The following is a 22418-nucleotide window of genomic DNA, read 5'->3' as shown; positions in this document are numbered from 1 at the left end:
TGATATATTTATTTGAAACCGTTCAAAGATAAAAAAATCTTAATTCAAAAGTGATTTTTGAATTAAGATTTTAAAAAATAATGAATAATGCTAATTGTGTATAGTTCAATGTATGCCGCATAGCTCTCTATATCTGCAGGAGCTTTAAAATATTTAGTGGACTAAATTATAACTATAATCGGTATAATTAGTAATATAAATTGAAAAGCAATTCTACTATTAAAGTAATACGTATGATGAATTAATTATTAGCTTTTCTAGGTAATAGTGGGCACTCAAAATAATTCTCTGTAGAAAAAAAATCATCAAGGTCAAGATCTTCTACACTGCAAGCACCATTATATTTGGCAGGATCCACCACTTCTTTTATCAAGTTTAAATGCCATCTACCACCATTATAATCTTGGTCCCCTGGTTTTGATTCTGAAATAAGTGGCGAACCGTTTTTAAAACCATATCCTGGCATCATGTATAATTCATCAAAATTACCTGCTTCTGGTTTAAATGTGGCTGGAGTTACTAAACCAGCAAATAATATACAGTCCACCCAAGTTGTCGGTCTTGGGAGCGCTTTCATAGCTTTCATAGCGGAACTGTTCCTAGCAGTAGATATTTTCTCAGCTCCAAAAGTTTCAGTTTTTTCCGGAAGTAAAATCTCTTCGTTTGCACAGCTCAAAATTGCCATAAATGCTAGTGCGATAAAAATAGTTTTAGTTTTCATGATTATATATTTAAGTTGTTAATACATTCCAAGTATTTTAGTACTTATATAAAACACACACACTCTGGAGTAGTAGGAGAAACAGTTGGGTACCACTTTTTTGTACTAAAATAATATATATACTAAATTTTGAAATTGGGGTATTTTAAAATTTAGTTATTAATCTTAATTATAATTAACTGACATTAGTGATTATAAAGATATAATAAATATAATAATAAGCTGATATTTAGCGCTTTAAATCATGGTATATGTTTTTTTTAAGAGTTATTTCCGACTTATTCCAATTATTGCATTTTGTAAATTAATTTCTATTTTTTATTTATCTATATTTTTTCATTTTGTTATGTGATACTTTTTTATATCGGTCTACCTTTTTATTACTTGAATGAGTTTATCATTGTTAGGTCTATAACTAGTGACCTAATTTTATTTTTGATAATATAAATGTTTAATTAGATGTGTTTTATTGCTAAGTCGCGTAGTATCTTTTAGTGGGGCTGCTTGGCGTAGAAGTAGTTATTCGCTTATAAACTTGTCCTAAATTTTTTGTGTAAGAAATAATAGTCATTTGACTTGCTGTTGTTGGGTTGAAATTAAACGAAAAAAAGGGAGTTACTAATTGCTAGTAACTCCCTTTTATTCTAAATTTAATTTGGATGATGATTAATAATTATTCATTATTAAGATACTGTTTCTTCAAGGTTTTTATCAAATGCCCTCTTTCCGAAAATAGCTTCTAAATCATCTTTAAAGATAACTTCTTTTTCAATTAGTATATCTGCCAGTTGATTCAGCTTGTCTTTATTCTCTTCTAAGATATCAATTGCTCTTTGGTACTGTCCTTCAATAAGTAATGAGATTTCCTCATCAATGACTTTTGCCGTTTCTTCAGAGTAGGGTTTAGAGAAATTATATTCACCTTGTCCTGTTGAATCATAATAGGTCACATTTCCTATTTTATCATTCAATCCGTAGATAGTCACCATAGCACGTGCTTGTTTGGTTACTTTTTCTAAATCGCTTAAAGCGCCTGTAGAAATTCTACCAAAAGTAACTTTTTCAGCCGCTCTTCCTCCCATAGTAGCACACATTTCGTCTAACATTTGGTCAGGACGAACAATTAAACGCTCCTCAGGTAAGTACCATGCTGCTCCAAGGCTTTGTCCTCTAGGAACAATAGTTACTTTTATCAGCGGTGCTGCATGCTCTAACATCCAACTTACGGTTGCGTGTCCTGCTTCATGAATAGCAATTGCTTTCTTTTCTCCGGGAGTTACAATTTTGTTTTTCTTTTCTAAACCACCAACTATTCTATCAACAGCGTCCAAGAAATCTTGTTTGTCAACAGCAGTTTTGTTGTATCTGGCAGCAATTAATGCCGCTTCATTACAAACGTTAGCTATATCGGCTCCTGAGAATCCTGGAGTTTGTTTAGCTAAAAATTCAGTGTCAAGACCTTCCACTTTTTTCAATGGTGCAAGATGTACTTTGAATATTTCAGCACGCTCACGAATGTCTGGTAAGTCTACAAAGATTTGTCTGTCAAAACGACCGGCACGCATTAATGCTTTGTCTAAAACGTCAGCTCTGTTCGTTGCTGCTAATACAATTACATTTGAATTGGTACCAAAACCATCCATCTCAGTAAGTAATTGATTCAGCGTATTTTCTCTTTCGTCATTTCCGCCTGACATATTGCTTTTTCCTCTTGCTCTACCTACCGCGTCAATTTCATCGATGAAAATAATTGCAGGAGATTTTTCTTTAGCTTGTTTGAATAGGTCACGTACACGTGATGCTCCTACACCTACAAACATTTCAACGAAATCAGAACCTGACAAAGAGAAGAAAGGTACTTGTGCTTCCCCAGCCACTGCTTTTGCCAATAAAGTTTTTCCTGTTCCAGGAGGCCCTACAAGTAAAGCTCCTTTTGGAATTTTACCACCAAGATTAGTGTATTTCTCCGGATTTTTCAAAAATTCTACAATTTCTTGTATCTCTTCTTTTGCCCCTTCGAGTCCAGCGACATCTTTAAATGTGGTTTTTACGTCTGTTTTCTCGTCAAAAAGTTTCGCTTTTGATTTTCCAATATTGAAAATTTGTCCACCGCCGCCACCGCCGCCGCCTGACATTTTTCTCATTATAAAAATCCAAACACCAATGATTATGATTATCGGCAGTAAACTGATGAAGATATCTGACCAATTGCTTTTTGATAAGAAATTGAAATCTTGTAATTTACCTTCGCTAACTGCTTTCTCTAACTTGGTTTGTAATATTTCATCATTACCTATAATAAAGGTATAATGCGGTCCTTTGTTAGGACTGTCAAATATATCCTTTGCTACTTTTTTGTTTTCAGTTAGTTTTAATGCGCTAGCAGTTAGGAAAACTTCTGCATCCGCTTTATTGTAAACGATTACTTTTTGAATTTCACCTTTATCTAAAAGCTCATTAAATTTAGATGATGTTATTTGTGCAGGTTCTTGTAAACTGGAGCTACCAGTCACGAAACTAATAAATAAGAAAATAAGTAGGATGGCTGTATAAACTAGCCAAGGGCTTACTTTAAATTTATTAGGAGTTGGATTGTTATCTTTAGCCATTCTTCTGTTTTTCTTACTTTAGTATTTGTTTTCTATTGTAGTTATTTTTGCATCTCCCCACAAACTCTCGATATTATAATATTCGCGTATTTGTTTTTGGAAAACATGAACTACTATATTAACATAATCCATAAGTACCCATTCTGCATTGTCAGATCCCTCAACATGCCATGGTTTGTCTTTTAATTCTTTTGAAACAGTTTTTTGAATGGAGTTAACAATTGCGTTAACCTGTGTGTTTGAGTTTCCGTTGCATACAACAAAATAGTCGCAAACCGCGGTGTCAATATCTCTTAAGTCGAGAATATCTATGTCATTTCCTTTTACTTCTTCGATTCCCTTAATAATGTTTGCCAGAAGGTCATCATTATTTATAGTCTTTTTTGCCATGAATTATTTTTATATAAGTTTGTAAAGTTACCATTTTTTGTGATTATTTTTGGCTCTTAACATAATATTAAATTCTGTTCGATAAATAATTACAAAATGAAACTAATCAAACTCGATGCCATAGATTCAACAAATGAGTTTCTTAAGGGATTATCAAATAAGCAGGAGCTGGATAACTTTACCGTTGTAATTACTGAAAAACAAACCAAAGGAAAAGGGCAAATGGGTGCCGTATGGGACTCTGAGGCGGGTAAGAATCTAATAGTGAGCGTTTTTATTAAGGATCCATTGTTAAATCTAGATCAGATTTACAATCTCAATGTCGCTATTGCAGTGGCTGTTGTTAGTGTTTTAGAAAGCTATAATATTCCTCAATTAAGTATTAAATGGCCAAACGACATTATGTCATATAATTTTAAGATAGGTGGCATTTTGATTGAAAACAGCCTCAAAAGTGACGGAACTATTTCTTCTGTTGTGGGTTTAGGGCTGAATATTAATCAAACAAATTTTGAAAATTTGCCTAAAGCGTCTTCATTAGCGGTAATTTGCAAAGCTCAATTCGACAAAGAACAGATATTTTTTGATGTTATTGAAAAGGTTAAACAAAACATTGATTTAGTAAAGGAACAACCCGAGGTGTTATGGTTAAAGTATGCCGACAGACTATTCAAAAAAGGAGTTCCAATGCCGTTTAAAAACACTTCTGATAAGAATTTCATGGGGATTATTCAGGGTGTTTCTGCGTTGGGAAAGCTTCAGGTGCTTTTAGAAGATGATTCCGTTTCAGAATTTGCTATTAAAGAAATTCAAATGCTGTATTGATTAGCATAAAGATTGCAGTCGGTCGTTTTTAATTTCTGATTGTTTTAGTACCTTTAGTTTCTGTTTTTCTATTCCAATAAATGATATATATTGTTCCTAAAACCGTGGGTGTTATCCACGCTATTAAATTTGCGATTCCTAGTCCAGCAACAATAAAAGCTGTTATTGAAGCGATCAAAGCTCCTATCATTTTTCCAATATGTTTTGATAGCCATTTTTTATTTATCTCTGAAATGTTTGCATAAAAGATAAAATATTTAATAGTCATAAATAGCCCAAAGCCGCCAAAGAATATAAATAGTATTGCGTTTTCAATAGTATTCAGTTGATAATATATTCCTAAAGTAACCATTACAATTGAAAAGAATAACATAGTTCCCGAAATTATTTTATCAACTACATCAGCTTTCTTTTTACGTTTAAAAGTCAAAGCTCTATTTCCAGAAATAACAAGATAGATGGTGAACAATCCAATCAAGAACAGAAAAATATTTTGATGTTTTGGCATCCAACAAATGGGAACGGAAATAAGGGAGCTTGTTATCATTCCGATTGAGAATAGTTTTCCCATTTTTTTATGTAGCGAACTTCCTTTTTGGACAATTATACTTCCAATTCCTGTGAGTAATCCAATTCCGCCAAAGAATGCGTGGATGTATATTAGAATCTTAATAGCTTGCTCCATTTTGATATGCTTTAGTTTAATGGCTCAAACTTCTGATAATAATTTAGTTTTTAATAAAGTTTATTACTGAACTGTCTTTTTTTAATGATGAGTTGTGGTTTGTCCGTTTCATTTACTAACAAAAAAAAGTCCGATTAGAATTTCTAATCGGACTTTTAAATTTTATTGAATTTAAAAACTATAGTTTAGTCATATTTGTCGCTAAGGCTTCGATAAACTTACCAATAGGTCCTTTTATCATCATCGCCATCATAGGGTTGAAATCTCCTTCGAAATCAAGTTTTACAGCACTTGAATTATCTGAAACAGCATCAATGTTTGCTACTAAAGTGAAAGGTAGTTTGTCGCTTGCAGCGCCAAGTACCACTTTGCTTGGTGCTACTTTTTCTTTCATTTTTAATTTGATCTCTGGCATCCCTTTTAATCCAAAAATAAAAGCATCTTCTCCGATTACCTCAAATTTAGCGATGTTATCTGGCATTAATTTTTCAAAGCTTTTTACATCAGTCAATAAATCGAATAATTCTTGTGCTGATTTTTGAACAGTAACTTTTGGACTTTCTAAGTTCATATTGTGTTAATTTTATTTATTTTCAATATCCCAAGTAGATGGAGTAACACTCCATTCTCTCAATGTTTTTTCTTCTTTTTCTGAGATATAACTTTTGGCTACAGCCAGATTCAACAAGTTTTGATAATTACTCAAAGTGTATAAATCAATATTAGCGTTTTTAAAGTTTTGTTCAGCTACATCAAAACCGTAGGTAAAGATGGCTGCCATCCCTTTGATGTTTGCGCCAGCTGCACGCAAGGCTTCCACAGCATTCAAGCTGCTACTTCCTGTACTAATTAAATCTTCTACAACGACAACATTTTGTCCTTTTTGCAAGAAACCTTCTACTTGGTTTTGACGTCCGTGTTTCTTTGCCTCTGGGCGAACATATACGAACGGAAGCCCCATACTCTCGGCTACAAGCATCCCAATTCCTATTGCTCCAGTGGCAACACCGGCAATAACATCTGGTTTTCCAAATTGTTTTTCAATATTTTTAGAAAATTCATCTCGGACGTAATTTCTTATCGTTGGAAATGAGAGGATTAGGCGGTTATCACAATAAATAGGTGACTTCCATCCAGAAGCCCATGTAAAAGGATTTCCTGGATTCAATTTAATTGCATTTATTTGTAAAAGCAATTCGGCTGTTTTTTCGGCAGTATCTTTATTAAAAATCATAATACAAATGTATAAAGTTTTTGTTAACGACAAACCACTTTTTTTGACAAATAAAATTTCAAAAGAAACAGATTTTCAATTGTTCTTACTGGAAAGTATAGACATTGAGCAACTTATCGTAAAAATATTTCAAAATAAAATTCAAAAAGCCTATCTCTATCATCCCGATGAAAAGGAAATCATGAAGACTTTGAAAGCTAAAATTCCTGTTTGTAAGGCAGGAGGAGGCTTTGTCTATAATAAAAAAGGCGAGATTTTATTCATTTTCAGGAATGGAAAATGGGATTTACCGAAGGGTGGTATCGAAAAAGGAGAGGGAATTGAAGATACTGCGATGCGTGAAGTCGAAGAAGAAACGGGAGTGAATCAATTGCGAATTACAAAAAAACTCCAAAAGACGTATCATGTTTTCAAACGCAATGGGAAATATAAGCTTAAAATAACCCACTGGTTTGAAATGCAATCTGATTTTGATGGTGTACCACAAGGTCAACTAGAAGAAGGAATTGAAAAAGTAGCCTGGTTGAAGCCAGAGGAAATTCCAATGGCTTTAAAAAATTCATATGAAAATATCAAATTATTGTTTGAAGAAGAAGCACTTGTCAAATGATACTTTTTTATAAGATACGATAGATTGGATACTGTAAATGGGCTTTTTCATAATAGGCTGAGTGTTTGTAAACCCAGTCTAATTGAGCTTCGGGACTTTTAGCAAAAAGGAGATCATCGTTTTTTTTCTGTTCCAATTCTGCTTTTAGTTTTGGGTTGTCTTTCAATATTTGAGCTGCAGTATCCTCAAAAACATAGTCAGAGTATCCTTCTTTTTGTTGTAACATGGTATCGAAGAAATTCCAATTGAAAAAAGAATCTATTCCTTCTGGTTCTAGCGTTTCTAATAAATATTTCACTCCTTTTTGCTGTGTAGCGACAACATAATCTCCTTTGGCGAAAGCTTTAGTTTCCTTTTTAGCAACGATTTTAGTGTCTCTATGGATATAGTGTCCTTCGTAAGCTGCTCCCGAAGTTTTATAATCGGCAATTTTATAACTTTCTATTTCAATTAGTGTGTCTTTTTTTAACTGGGTAAACGTAATGTTATTGCTTTTTAATAAATCAATTACATTCCAAAATGCTTTCGGGATTATATAGGCGGTAGGAATGGTTATTTCTTTTATAGATTTGTATTCTTTTAGATAAGGAATATCTTTTTTAAACGGTTTGCTTCTATCATAGAATAGCCTATTCCCATTAGTAACTTCACTTTTTTTATGTCCGGCTTCGAAACCTAAAAATGAAAATTTGGAGACTTTGGTAGTGTCAATTTCCCATTTGATAGCGTAGGAGTTTTTAGGCGTGTATTGCTCTTCGTTTTTCAAGCGCATTTGTTTGATTTTTTGGTTATTAGTATCCATAAAATCAATTGTGGAGCGCATATAATCGTAGGTTGCTTTTACCCGATCTGTATATTTTTTAAGCATATGCGTTTCTACCACAAATCCTATAGTATTAAATAACGAAGTGTAGCCTGTTGAATATCGAGGGCTGTCAAAAAATTGCATAAATCCATTGTCTGGTGTTTCGCTGAACGCATTGACATAAGGAGTGGTAGGAACGTTTTTTTTCTGTAGATCAAGGACAATCGAAGGCATCATTTCTTTATCCAAATAGTTGCCTAAAACAGTTCCTAACTGGTTCTGTTGCGTCACGATGTAGGTCAGTTTGTATTGATAGTCGGCGCCATTGCTAACATGGTTGTCTATAAAAACATCGGGATTTAGTTTATGAAAGAGTTCGGCAAAACTTTTGGTGTTTCTTGTGTCTGTCTTGATGAAATCCCGATTTAAATCATAATTCCGACCATTGCCTCTAAAACCATAGATTTCTGGTCCGTCTTGGTTGGCTCTTGAGGTCGAATTTCTATTTAGCGCCCCTCCGATATTATAAACTGGAATAGTGGATACAATCGTATTCTTTGGAATTTTGATTTTTCCTAAAGCCAGATCCCTGAATAATTGCATCGTTGCATCAATCCCGTCTGGTTCTCCAGCATGAATCCCGTTATTAATCAATAGAACCGCTTTGTTTTTTTGAATTTCGTCAAGGTTAAAAGACTTCTCAGGATTGAAAATTATTAGATGTAAGGGTTCTCCACTATCGGTAGCACCCATTTCAATCATTTTTATGGTGGGGAAATCAGTAGCTAGTTGGGTGTAATAACGGATAGTTTCTTGATAGGTTGCTGATTGATTTCCGTTTCCTTTTTCGAAAAAAGTACTGTATTTAGAATCTTTTTGGGCGTAGCTTGCCAACGAAAATAATAGGATTGCAACAGCGTAGAATCTCATGTCTAGTTTTTTTATGGTGTAAGTCAAATGTAATATTTTTTTTAGGGTAATGTCAATGGTAATGAAAATATCAACATCAATATCAACATCAATATCAATGTCAATATCAATGGCAATATAAATATCAATATCAATGGGAATGGTAATATCAATGGGAATGTTAATGAAAATATCAATGATAATAGTAATATAAATGGCAATAGTAATAAAACTCATAATTCATAACCTATAAATCATATTTCGTATTTACCTTTGCAAAATGAATCAGAGACACCATTCCAACAATATACTATTGAATTTAGGCATCGAAAACCTAAATGAAATGCAAGAAGCAGCACAAGAAACAATCTTAAATGATAACAATGTTTTGTTGCTTTCACCTACAGGTTCAGGGAAAACCCTGGCTTTTTTGTTACCTATATTAGAAATGCTACAACCCGAAATCCTTTCGGTTCAATGTTTAATTCTAGTTCCTTCAAGAGAATTGGGATTGCAAATTGAGCAAGTTTGGAAAAAAATGGGTACCGATTATAAAGTAAATGTATGCTACGGTGGACACTCTATCGACACTGAAATCAAGAATTTAAGTAATCCTCCAGCTGTTTTAATAGGAACTCCGGGTCGTATTGCTGATCACATCGACAGAGGTACTTTTAGAACTGATAAAATTCAAACATTGATTTTAGATGAATTTGACAAATCGTTGCAATTGGGTTTCCATGAGCAAATGTCATTTATCATTGGGAAATTAACAAAACTAAACAAACGCGTTTTAGTTTCGGCTACTTCAGATATCGAGATTCCAAAATACACCAGAGTAGTAAACCCGACGATTTTAGACTTTATTCCAGAAAACGAGCAAGAAACTAATCTTTCGACAAAATTGGTTGTTTCTAAGGAAAGAGATAAGATAGGAAGTTTGTTTAATTTGATATGTTCATTGAAATCGCAATCGGCCATTGTTTTTTGTAATCATAGAGACGCTGCAGAGCGTATCAGCGACACCTTAAACGAAAAAGGTATCTATTCTACTTATTATCATGGCGGAATGGATCAAGACGAGAGAGAACGTGCTTTAATTCAATTTAGAAACGGAAGTGTGAGTTACTTAATCACTACTGATTTAGCTGCTCGTGGTCTTGATATTCCTGAAATGAATCATGTTATCCATTATCATTTACCTTCAAAAGAAGATGAGTTCACGCATAGAAACGGTAGAACAGCACGTATGCTTGCTACAGGAACAGCCTATGTTATTGCTCATGAGAGTGAGAAAAAAGTAGATTATATCAACTACGGAATGGAAGTTTTTAAAGTGGAAGAGACGGTTTCATTGCCAAAACCTCCTCAGTATCAAACAATCTATATAAGTGGTGGAAAGAAAAATAAATTAAATAAAATCGACATTGTAGGTTTCTTTTCTCAAAAAGGAAAACTAGAAAAAGGAGATTTAGGATTAATTGAAGTAAAAGATTTTATTTCTTTTGCAGCAGTAAAATTCAATAAAGTAAAAGACTTGCTTCATAACATCCAGGATGAAAAGATGAAAGGGAAAAAGTTCAAAATTGAAGTGGCTAGGAAAGTGATTAAAAAAGAAGAGGAGTCTTAGCGCAGTCTTCATTCTCAGTTGGCAGTATTCAGTGATCAGTTTTATGGAAAGTGATCAGTGATCACTTTTTTTAGTATTCAGTTATTGATTGCGCTGAAATGAAAACGCTCACTTGAAATGATCGAAAAGTATAAAAAAAACGTTAGCAGAAAATGTACTGCTAACGTTTTTTTGTTTTAAAATGTGAATGATCACTATTTTTACTGACCACTGATTACTATGAATTCTTCACTGACCACCAAAAGAGCTGATCACTTAATACTATAGTTTCTTCACGTATTGTGTAATAATCACGATCGTTTGTCCGTCTACTTTACCTTCAATGAATTCCGCATTTTCATGATCCAGTCTGATGTTACGCACTGCAGTTCCCTGTTTTGCTACCATACTAGAACCTTTTACTTTTAAATCCTTGATCAAAACCACTGAATCACCAACTTCTAAAATAACTCCGTTGCTGTCTCTGTGAATGACTTTATTTTCATCTTCTTCGCCTTCACCGGTTGCTTGCGCCCAGGCTAAAGTATCTTCGTCAAAATACATTTGGTCGATTAATTCTTGTGGCCAACCCGCAGAACGCAAACGGCTCAACATTCTCCAAGACACCACTTGTACTGCAGTATGCTCGCTCCACATGCTGTCATTTAGGCATCTCCAATGGTTTAGATCTTCATTACCCGGAGTTTCGATTTGGTCAATACAGGTACTGCAAGCCATTATACTCTCGTCCAATCCACCTTTTTTGGTAGGTAGTACTTCGTATACTTTTAGGTTTTCAGTTGCTGCACAAAGTTCACATTTCGATCCGCTTCTTTTGTTTAATTCTCTTTCTATGCTCATTGTTGAAATTTGTTATGATTGTGCGAAAATACGGTTATTAAGTACTTTCTGCAAGTTTGTGATTTTTAGTATTTGTTTGCGGATTGAAAAAGTAAGCGATATTTTTTTTAAAAAACATAGAATCATAGATTTTGAACCGTGATTAAAGGCATTTCATTTTGTTTAGAAAGCATAGCTTTAGTTGTTTACTATAACCCGAAAGCTGAACACTGCAAACGGAGTATTACTTAACTCTCACGGCTTTTGGAACTAACATTTGGTATTCTCCTCCATTGCGGATTACGTCCCTTACAATACTCGAACTAATGTACGAAGTACGAGCTGCAGTTAGTAAAAACACGGTTTCTATTTTTGATAAATGTCTGTTTGTGTGTGCGATTGCTTTTTCGAATTCAAAATCGGCGGGGTTGCGCAAACCACGCAGAATGAAATCCGCTTTGATTCTATGGCATAAATCAATCGTTAGGCCTTCATAAGTTATCACTGTAACCTTAGGTTCGTCTTTAAATGTTTCCTCGATAAAACGTTTTCGCTCTTCTAGGGAAAACATGTACTTTTTTTCGGCATTGACTCCAATTGCAATCACTATTTCGTCAAAAAGAGAAACCCCTCTTTTTATGATGTCTTCGTGTCCTAATGTTATAGGATCAAAGGATCCAGGAAATATGGCTTTTCTCATTTGATATTGAGTTTCAAGTTTAAGGTTTCAAGTTATTTATCAATATAAGTTTCTTGAAATAATTATTTAATTTCTAAACAAGCAATCTCAGAATAGGAATCGCTGCGAATAAATTCTTTAATTAATATTTTTTTTGAATTGATAATATCCGCTAAATAGTCGGTTTTAGTATTACCAAAACGAAACCAAATTATTTTTGGTGGATGCCCTTTGAGATTGGATAAATCAAAAAAATCAGCATCAAAACTTACAATCGTAAAATCATTCTCTTTTGCGAATTTCCAAATTTCCAAATCGGAGTAGTTTTCAATTCCGAGTTGACGAACTTGTTTTGCTTGTGGAAAATTAGTTTCGATTTTAGAGATGAGTCTAAAAGAGATGTTTTGGTCAAATAATAAGTTCACGATGCAATTTGGATTTTGTGTTCTCTGTCGGCAGCGTAGGCTAGGCAAGCTTTTATTTGAGTTTCATTTAACTCTGGGAAATCTTCAATAATATCATTAAAAGACAGTCCGTTTGCCAACCAATTTAAAACATCAAAAACCGTGATTCTAGTACCTATTAAAATAGGTTTACCAAAACGAATTTCAGAATTAATTGTGATATGTTGTTTGTAGTCAATCATAATGATGTTGTTTTATACAAAGTTAACCAAATTATTAGTTATTTAACCAAAGCCAGTTCTATCGCATTTGCAAACAAATCTTCCAGTGAAATTCCTGCAGCCAAAGCCTGTTGTGGTAGTAAGCTTTCATTAGTCATTCCAGGAACAGTGTTCATTTCTAGCATAAAGGGTTCGTCGTTTACGATGATAAATTCGCTTCTAGAGAATCCTTTCATTTTTAGTAATTCGTATGCGCGTTTTGCAATAGCACCTACTTTCTCTGTCATTTCATCAGAAATACGAGCTGGGGTAATTTCTTGTGATTTACCTAGGTATTTAGCTTCATAGTCGAAGAAATCATTCTCAGAAACAATTTCAGTAATAGGCAAGACGGTTATAACTCCTTTATAATTGATAACTCCTACTGATACTTCAGTACCGTCAAGAAAGCTTTCTATAATGATTTCGTTGTCTTCTTGATAGGCCACTTCAATGGCGATGGGTAGCTCAGCTTCTGTTTTTACTTTTGAAATTCCAAAACTAGAACCTGCTTTATTGGGTTTTACGAAACAAGGTAATCCTACTTTTTTTACAATTTCGTCCGTATAGATTTTGTCTCCTTTATTTAAGTAATAGGAAACCGCACTTTTGATACCGTAAGGTTTCAACACAGAAAGCGTGTCTCTTTTGTTGAAGGTAAGTGCTGCTTGGTAATAGTCACAGGAGGTTTGTGGAATTTCTAGTAATTCTAGATAGGCTTGCATGAGCCCGTCTTCACCTGGAGTTCCATGGATTGCATTGAAAACACAATCAAAATTGATCTTAGTTCCGTCAACAGTTACCGAAAAATCATTTTTATCGATTGGAAATTCGGTTTCGGAATCGTCTACATAAACCCATTTTTCTTTGAATATGTGGATGCAATATCCGTTGTATTTCGTTTTATCCAGATATTGGTGTACGAGATTCCCGCTAATTAATGATATTTTATATTCACTGGAATAACCGCCCATGATAATGGCAATGTTTTTCATTCTTTTTTGTTTAAGGTTTCAGGTTTAAACTTTTAGATTTAAACTCAAATTTAGGATTTATTGTTTTGATAACGAATTGAACTAGCCCCGATAAAAGCGGCATCCTTTTCTTGTTCTCGTTTTTTAACGAGGACAAGAAAAGATATAGCGGATAGCGGGAAATAGCTCCTAATTAATGTCTGCTCTACACAAGTTACAATTTTCTTTGAACTAGTACCACATTAATTAAAATGAAGGGTATTAATCTCGATTTCTTAATGGTTCAAAAGTAGAAATGTTTTTTTACTTTCTCTAAAGACTAACGTTAAATAGTATTAAACAAAATTATCATTTTTTTTGAAACGAATAAGGTATATCTTTGCCGTATTATAAAAATAAATTTATGAGTTTACGTAAATATCTTACTAGCCGTGTGTTTCTTGTTCAAGTATTTCTAGCCGTTTTGATAATTGCCGTACTGGGATTTCTCTTTATGCACTGGTTGACTTTTACGACAGATCACGGAAATGAAATTACAGTTCCTAATTTGAGTAAATTAACAGAGGAGCAAGTCGAGGAAAAACTAGATGAGTTAGATCTTGATTATGTATTGCTGGATAGCGTAAATTATAAAAGCGATTACCCTAAGTTTTCTGTGGTACAGCAAGATCCTTTGCCAGGTGCTAAAGTAAAAGTAGGAAGAAAAGTCTATATTAAAATTAACAGTTCTGGATTTTCGTCAGTGAAAATTCCGGATTTAATCAATAAAACCTATCGTGAAGCGGTTCCTACTTTAAAAGCATTGGGACTGGAAGAAGGAACAATTACCTATGTGCCAAATCTTGGAAAAGACATGGTGCTGGAAATGCGTTTCCAAGGTAGAAACATAAAACCGGGGGACAAAGTCTTGAAGTCTTCTAAAATCGATTTGGTTTTAGGTGACGGAAAAGCGAGTTATGAAGAAGATTTAGGAACGGATGAGAGTGCAAATCCAACAGAAGAATTACCAAATGAACAATAATGTAGAGTCAGTTGACTTAGAAGAAGAATTATACGAACACTTTAAATTTGAAGTTCCTAAAGGGCAAGCGCCTTTGCGAATTGACAAATACTTGATGAGTTTAATTCAAAATGCAACCCGAAACAAAATTCAAATTGCAGCTACGGAAGGGAATATTTTTGTGAACGACGCCACAGTAAAGTCGAATTACAAAGTAAAAGCTTTTGATGTAGTACGTGTGATGCTGACGCATCCACCTTATGAAAATCATATTGTACCGGAAAATATTCCACTGGATATTGTTTTTGAAGATGACACCTTGTTGTTGATTAACAAAAAGCCAGGAATGGTGGTTCATCCCGGACACGGAAATTATACTGGAACTTTAGTTCATGCCTTGGCTTATCATTTTGATAATTTGCCAATGAACAGCAGCGAACGACCGGGACTGGTTCACCGAATTGACAAAGACACTTCAGGTTTATTGGTCATTGCTAAAACGGAAGCTGCGATGTCACATCTGGCTAAACAATTTGAAGCTAAAACATCCGAAAGGGAGTATGTGGCTCTTGTATGGGGGAATGTAGTTGCCGAGGAAGGAACAATTGAAGGAAATGTAGCTCGTCACGTAAAAGACCGTATGCAAATGGCTGTTTTTGCTGATCCTGAAATAGGGAAGCCAGCAGTTACACATTACAAGGTGTTGGAACGCTTTGGTTATGTGACATTGATTTCATGCCAACTGGAAACAGGAAGAACACATCAAATTCGTGTTCATTTAAAGCACATTGGACATACTTTATTTAATGACGAGCGTTATGGCGGTCATTTGATTTTGAAAGGAACAACGTTCACTAAATACAAACAGTTTATAGACAATTGTTTTAAAATATTACCAAGACAGGCTTTACATGCCAAAACGCTTGGATTCGTTCATCCTACAACGGGTGAGATGATGCGTTTTGATACAGAATTACCTCAGGATTTTCAGGACTGTATTGAGAAATGGAGAGGATATTCTAAAACTAATTTATCCGAAGAAGTAGAGTAAGAATCTCACTCTACAATAAAACTGTCTGAGATATTGACATAAATGAAAATCCCTCTTGATTGTAATCGAGAGGGATTTCTTATTTTTTTTTCTTTTGTTATGGGTATCAGTAAAATAGTGGGTTGAGGCAGGAGTTTAAATCTAGGCTGCCAGTTGCTTATTGTTAAAGGTGTTGTATATTTAAACTATATTTACAGATTAGAAATAGCGTTTAATAATAGCAATTGTTAAAGAGCATGAAAGAAGATAAACCAACTTACGAAGCCTTACTCAAAAAAATAAAAGAGCAAGAAATTGAAAATCGACGACTTCTTGAAAATGAGGGGTTCAGAAACGGTTTTGAATTTTATTTTAAAGAATCAGCAGATTTAGTATGTTTCGCTGGGACTGATGGATATTATAAAAAGGTAAATCCTGCCTTTATAAATACTCTAGGCTACTCTAAAGAAGAAATTTTAAGTTCTCCCATAATCTCATTTATACATCCCGAAGATTTAGAGAAATCTATTGCAGAGCTTGCCGTTTTGTCACATGGTGTTACCTCAATAAATTTTGAGAATAGGCTAATTAAAAGGAATGGAGAAGCTGTATTAATCCAATGGTCTACTACTGTAGATGAATCAAAAGAATTTATTTATTCCATTGGTAGAGATAATACCGATCTGGAAAAATCAAAAGACTTACTCAATAAGACATTTGATCGTATAACTGATGCATTTATAGCACTTGATACTAACTTGTGTTATACTTATATGAATAAAAAAGCAGGAGAAATTTTCAAAATAAATTCGGCTGAAATGATTGGTGAAAGCCATAGAAAGATATGTCCAGAAGAGTCAAATCTCCCTTTTTATAAGGCATGTCTTGATGCTATGGATAACCAAAAGTATTTGTACTTTGAAAATTATTATGAGGCTGATGAATTATGGTTTGAAAACCATATTTATCCATCATCTGATGGGTTGTCTGTATTTTTTAGGGATGTAACGGATGAAAAAAAATCAGAGATAAAATTACAACAAAGCGAAAAACGTTTTCACGCTCTAGTAGAAAACAATGAAGCTATTATCTCATTGATTGATAGAGATAAAAGGAGTTTGTTTAGAAGTTCTTCCTCTTCTAAGTTAACTGGATGGACCAATGAAGAATTTGACGAAATCCCTGAAAACGAATTTTTTCACCCAGATGAGTTTGCATATATTCAAGAGTTAAAACGAAAGACATTTACTAGTCCAGGAGTTTTAATACCAGCTTTATTTCGAGTGAAACATAAAGAAGGGCATTATATTTGGCTAGAGGGCACTCTAAACAATATGTTTCAAGATAAGGACCTTAAAGGTATAGTTGCAAACCTAAGGGATGTGACAGAAAGAATTGAAGCAAATCGAAAAGTCATTAAAACAAATCGTCTTTATTTATTTATCAGCCAAATCAACCAAATGCTTGTTCGCACCACTGACGAACAAACTCTTTTCATGGAGGTCTGTGACATTGCTGTAAACATTGGTGGTTTTAAAATGGCATGGGTTGGAATTATTGATGAAGTTAATAAAAAAGTTGTTCCCGTGATGGTTGCAGGAGAACACCAAGGGTATTTTTCAATAATTAACCCTATTCCAATTGATATTGGACCGGAGAGTAAAGGCCCCGTTGGGACTGCTGTTAGAGAAGAAAAGTATATTGTTTGTAACGACATTGAAAATGCATCTTGCATGGATCCATGGAAAGATCCAGCTTCTAAAAGGGGGTACGCTTCGTTAGTGTCGGTTCCTATAATAAAATTTGGAAAAGTAATTGGCGTTGTTTCCTTTTATTCTAAAGAGAAAAACTTTTTTGATGAGGAAGAAGTTGCATTATTGGAAGAGGCAACCAGCGATGTTGCTTTTGCACTTGAGAATTTTGAAAAAGAAGAGGTAAGGAAGAAAGCAGAAGACGCAATCTATGAAAGTGAGAAGAAGTATCAAACCCTTACGGAAGTATCTCCTGTAGGGATATATAGAACAGATGTGTTTGGAAATACTACTTTTGTGAATTCACGTTGGTGTAAAATTTCTGGGTTGACTTATGATGAATGTATAGGTTTAGGTTGGCAAAATGCGATTCACCCTGAGGATCGAGAGTCAATAATAAAAGAGTTTGATCAGGCATTAGAAGATAAGGCAAAAGTTAATTTGTCTGAATATCGTTTTCTTCGTCCAGACGGTAGCACTTCATGGGTAATCGACCAAGCTATACCGGAGCGAAATGTTACTAATGAGATTGTGGGATATATTGGTACCGTAACAGATATTACTGAAAGGAAACTTGCCGAAGAAGAGATTAGAAAAATAAACAAAAAAATGGAGGCGGTCATTGATGCCATTCCTGATTTAATGTTCGAAGTTGATATTGAAGGTAGAATTTATAACTATCATGCTAGAACGGATGATTTATTAGCGGCCCCAGCAGAAATGTTTTTGGGAAAAAAAATTGTAGAAATATTGCCTCGGGAAGCGGCCAATATTTGTCTGGCAGCAATACAAGAAGCCGCAAGAAAAGGATTTTCTTCGGGTACTCACTATAAATTAGATTTACCACAAGGTCAGTTGTGGTTTGAGCTTTCTATAGCGCCAATGGAACGATCTGAGGAACATGATCTTCATTATATATGCCTTTCACGTGACGTTACTGCCGTTAAGCTTGCTGATGAGATCGTTCATAAAAGTGAAGAAAGGTATCGTGGACTTTTAAATAATCTCGATGCTGCAATTATCGTTTTTGCAAAAGACGGGTCAATAATTGCCCATAATCCTAAATCCAATCAAATATTTAATTTACAAGAAGAAAAATTAATAAGTAAAAAAGATATCTATTCAAACGGCGAATTTTATAGTGAAGAAGGTGATTTAGTAGGAGAAAGAAATTCTCCATTTATGAGGATTCGTTCTAATCAAGAACCTATTAAAAATTTAACGTTAGGATTTAAAAATTTTAGAGCAAATAAATTATTTTGGATTTTAGTAAATGGATACCCCATTTTTGATAAAAAAGGGAATGTTATTGAGATTGTTATTAGTTATATTGATATAACCGAAAGGAAATCGATGGAAATCGAAATCATTAATAGTAAGAAACAAGCCGAAGCAGCAAACAAAGCTAAATCAGATTTTCTGGCAAATATGAGCCACGAAATTAGGACTCCCTTAAATGGTATAATTGGTTTTACGCATTTGCTGTTGCAATCAAATCTGGATAAAAATCAATCGGAGTATATGACTACCATTAATGAGTCTGCATTTTCATTAATGCAGATTATTAATGATGTTTTGGATTTTTCTAAAATTGAATCTGGAAAATTAGAATTGAATACTGAAGAACTTGATTTGTATAAATTGACAAACCAAGTTATTGATTTATTTATATACCAGGCAGATTTTAAAAAAATAGAATTAATACTTAATGTAGATAAAAGTGTACCGCAATTTATCGTAGTAGATTCTGTCAGATTAAAACAAGTGCTAGTAAATCTAATAGGCAACGCCTTGAAGTTTACAGATTTTGGGCAAATACAATTGGATATTAGTGAAGTAGCTGTTGCAGATGAAAATTGGTCAACCTTGAGGTTCTCAGTTAAAGATAGCGGTATTGGGATCAAGGACGAGAACAAGAAAAAAATATTTCATTCTTTTGTTCAAGAAGATAGTTCTACGAATCGAAAATTTGGAGGAACTGGTTTAGGCTTGGCAATTTCAGATCAGCTATTGGCTTTAATGGACAGTAAGTTGCAATTGATGAGTATTTATGGAAAAGGAAGCGATTTTTTCTTTGAAATTAAAGTCCAAAAAACAGAACTTAAAGAAAGCGTAGAGCCTGAAATCGCTATTGCAAATGATAGTGAAACTGTTTTTCCGGAGTTTCTCAGTAATTTAAAAATTTTAATAGTTGAGGACAATAAAATTAATATGCTTTTGGCAAAAACACTAATGAAAAAATTAGTGGATAATTGTACGATTTTTGAAGCAGAGGGTGGAAATGAGGCAGTAGCAATTTGCAAAAAAGAAAAGTTGGATATCATTTTGATGGATATTCAAATGCCTAATAAAAATGGTTACGAAGCAGCCCTAGAAATAAGGGAATTAGAGGGTGAAAGTAAAATTCCAATTATAGCAATCACAGCAGGAATAATGCCTGAAGACAAACAGAAATGTTTTGAATCTGGAATGAATGATTATTTGTCGAAGCCAATTGTTGTTTCTGATTTAAAGGACATGTTAATTAAGTGGCTAAAGAAATAATTAAGTAATTAAATAAATGCCAAAAGACAAAAAATCTAACATGGTGTTTTTTTGTCTTTTGACATAAATCTATAAAATAACTGCCCTCTCGTTACTCTATTGATAAGGTTGAATTCAACTATTTTAGTGTTAGATGTTATTCATTTAATGGTGCTGTAAATAGTCTCTAAGAGCTAGAACAACATTCTAACGACTCCGTTTGAATGCTGAAAATGGATTTTTCAACACTATTGCTTTAGTGCAATGGTTTCCTGGCCAGAGCAAAATGATTAGGCGAATTAGGTTATTTTTCTAATTCTTTTAATAATGAGTAATTAGCTATTTTAAAAGTGCGGATTAAATTGTTCTTTTCATTTCCGGCAGTCATATTTTTATAATTGCTGTTTATTGTATGGACTTTAGGATCATTTTTTAAAGTATAGTTTATGGTTGTTTTCATAGTAGCTGACGATAAGTTAAATACCCATAAAATTTCAGTTACTTCGGCATCAACATTCATTTCAGAAGTACTTGTAGTATTGCTTGTTTCTTTGAATTTTAAATCTAATTTCGTTTCGTATGCCAACTCTTCAATTGATTTTTTAAACGCTTCTTTAACGTCAGGTTGACGCTCAAATCCAGCTCTAGGCCCAGAATAACTTACATTCATTTTACTCTTTTCATTCAGAGTAAAAGTGATTGTTTTATTTTTAAAAAAGTCATTTTTTAGATCGTTTTTCGCGAAATTACTTGTCGTTGCACAACTAATTGAAGTAAGGGCGATTAAAAAAGACAGTATTTTTACTGTTTTCATAAGTGTTGTTTTTCTTTTTTATTTAAATCTATATCCAATTCGCAAGTGTAAATTTACGGCAACGTCGCTTTTGTTTTCAGCATACCCAGCGTCCTTGGCAAAGTAATATAAATACCCAATTCCAATTCCAGTTTCGTACGTAAAGTGGTTACCAATATTTCTTCTAATACCCCAAGTAGGAACGATTGAAATATCACTTACAATACTCATGTTGTCGTAGTTGGAAATTACGAACCAATCGGGATGATAACTAGTTTTTAGAGAGATAAAATTCCCGCTGTTTCCATCAATTCGTCTCTCTTTTTTTACACGTTTGTTTAAGTTGTAGTACCAACGAGGCTCCATAGTGATTACTGGTACCAATATAACTCCGGTTTTGTCATAGAAACTTCCGGCCCAAATTCCCGTGTCAAATCCGATTTCAGTTCGTAGAGCAATTTGGTTTGATAATTTCGATTCATTATGTCCCCAAACCCCTAAGAATCCAGTTTGGACTCCAAAAGTTGATTTTTCGACGCTTGTGTTTTGTGATTTTGCAATTGTGGTTAGTCCGCAGCAGATAAGGGTTAAAATAATTTTATTCATTTAGTTCGGTCCGTTTTTATGTTAGATTTTTTATTCAAGTGTTGCATAACTGGTATATAAGCCTGATAAAATCAGAGTTTATTAATAATAAAATAGTACAAAATATCAGAGATGTTTTTATTTGTTGATCGTTTCTTTATAATGCATATCCTATCCTTAAATGCAGATGGGGTGTGTACTGGTTTCTATTATAAGCGCCATCAACATTTTGTACAGTACCACTTTGTTGGTTTTCTTTTAAGTAAACCATGCGATACCCTAAACCAATTGCAGTTTCATACGTAAAATGAGTTCCTATTTGGCGTTTGAGTCCCCAAGTAGGGATAATGGCTAAATCATCAGTTTTAGTGTAGTTGTCTGCTAAGTTTAGCACAAACCAATCTGGATGATAGCTGGTTTTAATGGAAAAGTAATTTCCGCTATTGTTAGTGGTTACTTTTCCGTTTCCGTTTCGTTTTTCTAAATTGTAATAATATCTCGGTTCTACTGTTAGTACGGGTTGAAAAATAAATCCGGCATTATCATAATGATCGCCAACAGTGAAGTCATGTTCGATGCCTATTTCGCTTCTTAAAGCGATGCTGTTAGATAATTTACTTTCATTGTTGAACCAAACTCCAACGACTCCAGTTTGAATACTGAAAATTGATTTTTCGACACTATTGTTTTGTGCGTGTGTACCTATACTAAATCCTAAAATTAGGACAGCTGCGATTCTTTTCATTTAATGATTAAATAAGTTTTGTTTTCGGAACTAAAAGTAGGATTATTTGTAGGTTTAACAACTATTGTTTAGTGCTAATGAACTTATTTGGTTTGTTGTAATTCAACTTTTTTATTGTCAACAAACAGTCTACAGCTTACGGAGAAAAAACCCGAGAGATTGGTTTTAATATTTAGTTCTGCTCCATTTTTAGTCTTTAATTTTCCGGTCATTTGACTTGGAGTTATAAAGTTTAATTGCTCATCCTGCAATTCATTATTTATAAATAGTTTTTCGCCAGTAAACCAGCCATTTGTTACTTTTATTTCAGAACCTTCATAGGTTGCGATCCATTCACTTTTCATAGTTGTTCTATTTATTGAGGTTATTTCTTGGTTAGATTTTCGAGACTTAAATTATTAACATACTTGCGTAATGAAGATGTAATGGAGTGATTA

At 33.8% G+C, this 22418-nt stretch carries 22 protein-coding genes; 6 read left to right on the top strand and 16 right to left on the bottom strand.

Annotated features, from left to right (window positions below; all coding sequences use genetic code 11):
• Positions 1-241: 241 nt before the first annotated feature.
• The 3 genes from BLV35_RS07710 to rsfS all read right to left on the bottom strand — a co-directional run bounded on the left by BLV35_RS07710 (position 242) and on the right by rsfS (position 3720).
• Positions 242-721, bottom strand: coding sequence for a hypothetical protein (locus BLV35_RS07710; protein WP_091087426.1), 480 nt, complete (start codon positions 719-721; stop codon positions 242-244).
• Between the two features lie 683 nt (positions 722-1404).
• Positions 1405-3330 (bottom strand): ATP-dependent zinc metalloprotease FtsH, encoded by a 1926-nt coding sequence (ftsH, locus tag BLV35_RS07705; protein ID WP_091087423.1) that lies wholly within the window; start codon positions 3328-3330, stop codon positions 1405-1407.
• An 18-nt stretch (positions 3331-3348) separates the two neighbouring features.
• The gene (rsfS, locus tag BLV35_RS07700) at positions 3349-3720 is read right to left on the bottom strand and encodes a ribosome silencing factor (protein WP_074722868.1); all 372 of its coding nucleotides are present in this window, start codon (positions 3718-3720) and stop codon (positions 3349-3351) included.
• 96 nt (positions 3721-3816) lie between these two features.
• On the opposite strand from rsfS, the gene BLV35_RS07695 reads away from it, so the two are divergent.
• The gene (locus tag BLV35_RS07695; RefSeq protein ID WP_091087420.1) at positions 3817-4545 is read left to right on the top strand and encodes a biotin--[acetyl-CoA-carboxylase] ligase; all 729 of its coding nucleotides are present in this window, start codon (positions 3817-3819) and stop codon (positions 4543-4545) included.
• Positions 4546-4573: 28 nt separating this feature from the next.
• Here the strand turns inward: BLV35_RS07695 and BLV35_RS07690 are convergent, their stop codons facing one another.
• The 3 genes from BLV35_RS07690 to pyrE all read right to left on the bottom strand — a co-directional run bounded on the left by BLV35_RS07690 (position 4574) and on the right by pyrE (position 6464).
• Positions 4574-5230, bottom strand: a complete 657-nt coding sequence (locus BLV35_RS07690; RefSeq protein WP_091087416.1) for a hypothetical protein — start codon at positions 5228-5230, stop codon at positions 4574-4576.
• 178 nt (positions 5231-5408) lie between these two features.
• Complete coding sequence (locus tag BLV35_RS07685; protein WP_091087412.1) at positions 5409-5801, bottom strand: SRPBCC family protein; 393 nt, start codon at positions 5799-5801, stop codon at positions 5409-5411.
• A 12-nt stretch (positions 5802-5813) separates the two neighbouring features.
• Positions 5814-6464, bottom strand: a complete 651-nt coding sequence (gene pyrE, locus BLV35_RS07680; RefSeq protein WP_091087409.1) for an orotate phosphoribosyltransferase — start codon at positions 6462-6464, stop codon at positions 5814-5816.
• A gap of 7 nt (positions 6465-6471) precedes the next feature.
• Between pyrE and BLV35_RS07675 the strand changes: the two genes are divergently transcribed.
• Positions 6472-7074 carry an NUDIX hydrolase gene (locus BLV35_RS07675; RefSeq protein ID WP_091087405.1) on the top strand — a complete coding sequence of 201 codons (603 nt, stop codon included), beginning with the start codon at positions 6472-6474 and terminating at the stop codon, positions 7072-7074.
• 7 nt (positions 7075-7081) lie between these two features.
• Here the strand turns inward: BLV35_RS07675 and BLV35_RS07670 are convergent, their stop codons facing one another.
• Entirely contained in the window at positions 7082-8809 is a 1728-nt protein-coding gene (locus tag BLV35_RS07670) for a M14 family metallopeptidase (RefSeq protein WP_091087689.1), read from the bottom strand.
• A 259-nt stretch (positions 8810-9068) separates the two neighbouring features.
• Here BLV35_RS07670 and BLV35_RS07665 point away from each other — a divergent pair, with 259 nt between their 5' ends.
• On the top strand, positions 9069-10418 hold the full coding sequence (locus BLV35_RS07665; protein WP_091087401.1) for a DEAD/DEAH box helicase: 1350 nt from the start codon (positions 9069-9071) through the stop codon (positions 10416-10418).
• A gap of 261 nt (positions 10419-10679) precedes the next feature.
• Here the strand turns inward: BLV35_RS07665 and BLV35_RS07660 are convergent, their stop codons facing one another.
• The 5 genes from BLV35_RS07660 to BLV35_RS07640 all read right to left on the bottom strand — a co-directional run bounded on the left by BLV35_RS07660 (position 10680) and on the right by BLV35_RS07640 (position 13575).
• Positions 10680-11258: a PhnA domain-containing protein gene (locus BLV35_RS07660; RefSeq protein ID WP_091087397.1), complete on the bottom strand. Its 579-nt coding sequence runs from the start codon at positions 11256-11258 to the stop codon at positions 10680-10682.
• Between the two features lie 223 nt (positions 11259-11481).
• Positions 11482-11937: a pantetheine-phosphate adenylyltransferase gene (coaD, locus tag BLV35_RS07655; protein WP_091087394.1), complete on the bottom strand. Its 456-nt coding sequence runs from the start codon at positions 11935-11937 to the stop codon at positions 11482-11484.
• 62 nt (positions 11938-11999) lie between these two features.
• Positions 12000-12341, bottom strand: coding sequence for a DUF5615 family PIN-like protein (locus tag BLV35_RS07650; RefSeq protein ID WP_091087391.1), 342 nt, complete (start codon positions 12339-12341; stop codon positions 12000-12002).
• Entirely contained in the window at positions 12338-12562 is a 225-nt protein-coding gene (locus BLV35_RS07645) for a DUF433 domain-containing protein (RefSeq protein WP_091087388.1), read from the bottom strand. Before BLV35_RS07645 ends, BLV35_RS07650 begins: the two co-directional genes overlap by 4 nt.
• Positions 12563-12600: 38 nt before the next feature.
• Positions 12601-13575 carry a D-alanine--D-alanine ligase gene (locus BLV35_RS07640; protein WP_091087385.1) on the bottom strand — a complete coding sequence of 325 codons (975 nt, stop codon included), beginning with the start codon at positions 13573-13575 and terminating at the stop codon, positions 12601-12603.
• Between the two features lie 382 nt (positions 13576-13957).
• Between BLV35_RS07640 and BLV35_RS07635 the strand changes: the two genes are divergently transcribed.
• The 3 genes from BLV35_RS07635 (at position 13958) to BLV35_RS07625 (ending at position 19879) form a co-directional block, all read left to right on the top strand.
• Positions 13958-14575, top strand: coding sequence for a PASTA domain-containing protein (locus BLV35_RS07635; protein WP_091087382.1), 618 nt, complete (start codon positions 13958-13960; stop codon positions 14573-14575).
• Positions 14565-15605 carry an RluA family pseudouridine synthase gene (locus tag BLV35_RS07630; RefSeq protein WP_091087378.1) on the top strand — a complete coding sequence of 347 codons (1041 nt, stop codon included), beginning with the start codon at positions 14565-14567 and terminating at the stop codon, positions 15603-15605. The genes BLV35_RS07635 and BLV35_RS07630 overlap by 11 nt, the downstream gene beginning before the upstream one ends.
• A 236-nt stretch (positions 15606-15841) precedes the next feature.
• The gene (locus tag BLV35_RS07625) at positions 15842-19879 is read left to right on the top strand and encodes a PAS domain S-box protein (protein ID WP_091087374.1); all 4038 of its coding nucleotides are present in this window, start codon (positions 15842-15844) and stop codon (positions 19877-19879) included.
• A 283-nt stretch (positions 19880-20162) separates the two neighbouring features.
• Here BLV35_RS07625 and BLV35_RS07620 read toward each other — a convergent pair whose 3' ends face one another.
• The 4 genes from BLV35_RS07620 to BLV35_RS07605 form a co-directional block, all read right to left on the bottom strand.
• Positions 20163-20672 (bottom strand): hypothetical protein, encoded by a 510-nt coding sequence (locus BLV35_RS07620; protein WP_091087371.1) that lies wholly within the window; start codon positions 20670-20672, stop codon positions 20163-20165.
• Between the two features lie 18 nt (positions 20673-20690).
• Positions 20691-21257 carry a hypothetical protein gene (locus tag BLV35_RS07615; RefSeq protein ID WP_091087367.1) on the bottom strand — a complete coding sequence of 189 codons (567 nt, stop codon included), beginning with the start codon at positions 21255-21257 and terminating at the stop codon, positions 20691-20693.
• 136 nt (positions 21258-21393) lie between these two features.
• Positions 21394-21981, bottom strand: a complete 588-nt coding sequence (locus tag BLV35_RS07610; RefSeq protein ID WP_091087363.1) for a hypothetical protein — start codon at positions 21979-21981, stop codon at positions 21394-21396.
• An 83-nt stretch (positions 21982-22064) separates the two neighbouring features.
• Complete coding sequence (locus tag BLV35_RS07605) at positions 22065-22325, bottom strand: hypothetical protein (protein ID WP_091087359.1); 261 nt, start codon at positions 22323-22325, stop codon at positions 22065-22067.
• Between the last annotated feature and the right edge of the window lie 93 nt (positions 22326-22418).

Source organism: Flavobacterium gillisiae, from assembly GCF_900107635.1.
GTDB lineage: Bacteria > Bacteroidota > Bacteroidia > Flavobacteriales > Flavobacteriaceae > Flavobacterium > Flavobacterium gillisiae.
The sequence above is the reverse complement of the archived record's forward strand: the minus strand, read 5'-3'. Positions and strand labels throughout refer to the sequence as shown.

Coding starts and splice junctions, on each gene's coding strand:
- ftsH (WP_091087423.1), bottom strand. CDS start 3,330: ATGGCTAAAGATAACAATCCAACTCCTAATAAATTTAAAGTAAGCCCT.
- BLV35_RS07660 (WP_091087397.1), bottom strand. CDS start 11,258: ATGAGCATAGAAAGAGAATTAAACAAAAGAAGCGGATCGAAATGTGAA.
- BLV35_RS07670 (WP_091087689.1), bottom strand. CDS start 8,809: ATGAGATTCTACGCTGTTGCAATCCTATTATTTTCGTTGGCAAGCTAC.
- pyrE (WP_091087409.1), bottom strand. CDS start 6,464: ATGATTTTTAATAAAGATACTGCCGAAAAAACAGCCGAATTGCTTTTA.
- BLV35_RS07630 (WP_091087378.1), top strand. CDS start 14,565: ATGAACAATAATGTAGAGTCAGTTGACTTAGAAGAAGAATTATACGAA.
- rsfS (WP_074722868.1), bottom strand. CDS start 3,720: ATGGCAAAAAAGACTATAAATAATGATGACCTTCTGGCAAACATTATT.
- BLV35_RS07615 (WP_091087367.1), bottom strand. CDS start 21,257: ATGAATAAAATTATTTTAACCCTTATCTGCTGCGGACTAACCACAATT.
- BLV35_RS07675 (WP_091087405.1), top strand. CDS start 6,472: ATGTATAAAGTTTTTGTTAACGACAAACCACTTTTTTTGACAAATAAA.
- BLV35_RS07610 (WP_091087363.1), bottom strand. CDS start 21,981: ATGAAAAGAATCGCAGCTGTCCTAATTTTAGGATTTAGTATAGGTACA.
- BLV35_RS07685 (WP_091087412.1), bottom strand. CDS start 5,801: ATGAACTTAGAAAGTCCAAAAGTTACTGTTCAAAAATCAGCACAAGAA.
- BLV35_RS07645 (WP_091087388.1), bottom strand. CDS start 12,562: ATGATTGACTACAAACAACATATCACAATTAATTCTGAAATTCGTTTT.
- BLV35_RS07635 (WP_091087382.1), top strand. CDS start 13,958: ATGAGTTTACGTAAATATCTTACTAGCCGTGTGTTTCTTGTTCAAGTA.
- BLV35_RS07620 (WP_091087371.1), bottom strand. CDS start 20,672: ATGAAAACAGTAAAAATACTGTCTTTTTTAATCGCCCTTACTTCAATT.
- BLV35_RS07625 (WP_091087374.1), top strand. CDS start 15,842: ATGAAAGAAGATAAACCAACTTACGAAGCCTTACTCAAAAAAATAAAA.
- BLV35_RS07605 (WP_091087359.1), bottom strand. CDS start 22,325: ATGAAAAGTGAATGGATCGCAACCTATGAAGGTTCTGAAATAAAAGTA.
- BLV35_RS07695 (WP_091087420.1), top strand. CDS start 3,817: ATGAAACTAATCAAACTCGATGCCATAGATTCAACAAATGAGTTTCTT.
- coaD (WP_091087394.1), bottom strand. CDS start 11,937: ATGAGAAAAGCCATATTTCCTGGATCCTTTGATCCTATAACATTAGGA.
- BLV35_RS07690 (WP_091087416.1), bottom strand. CDS start 5,230: ATGGAGCAAGCTATTAAGATTCTAATATACATCCACGCATTCTTTGGC.
- BLV35_RS07665 (WP_091087401.1), top strand. CDS start 9,069: ATGAATCAGAGACACCATTCCAACAATATACTATTGAATTTAGGCATC.
- BLV35_RS07710 (WP_091087426.1), bottom strand. CDS start 721: ATGAAAACTAAAACTATTTTTATCGCACTAGCATTTATGGCAATTTTG.
- BLV35_RS07640 (WP_091087385.1), bottom strand. CDS start 13,575: ATGAAAAACATTGCCATTATCATGGGCGGTTATTCCAGTGAATATAAA.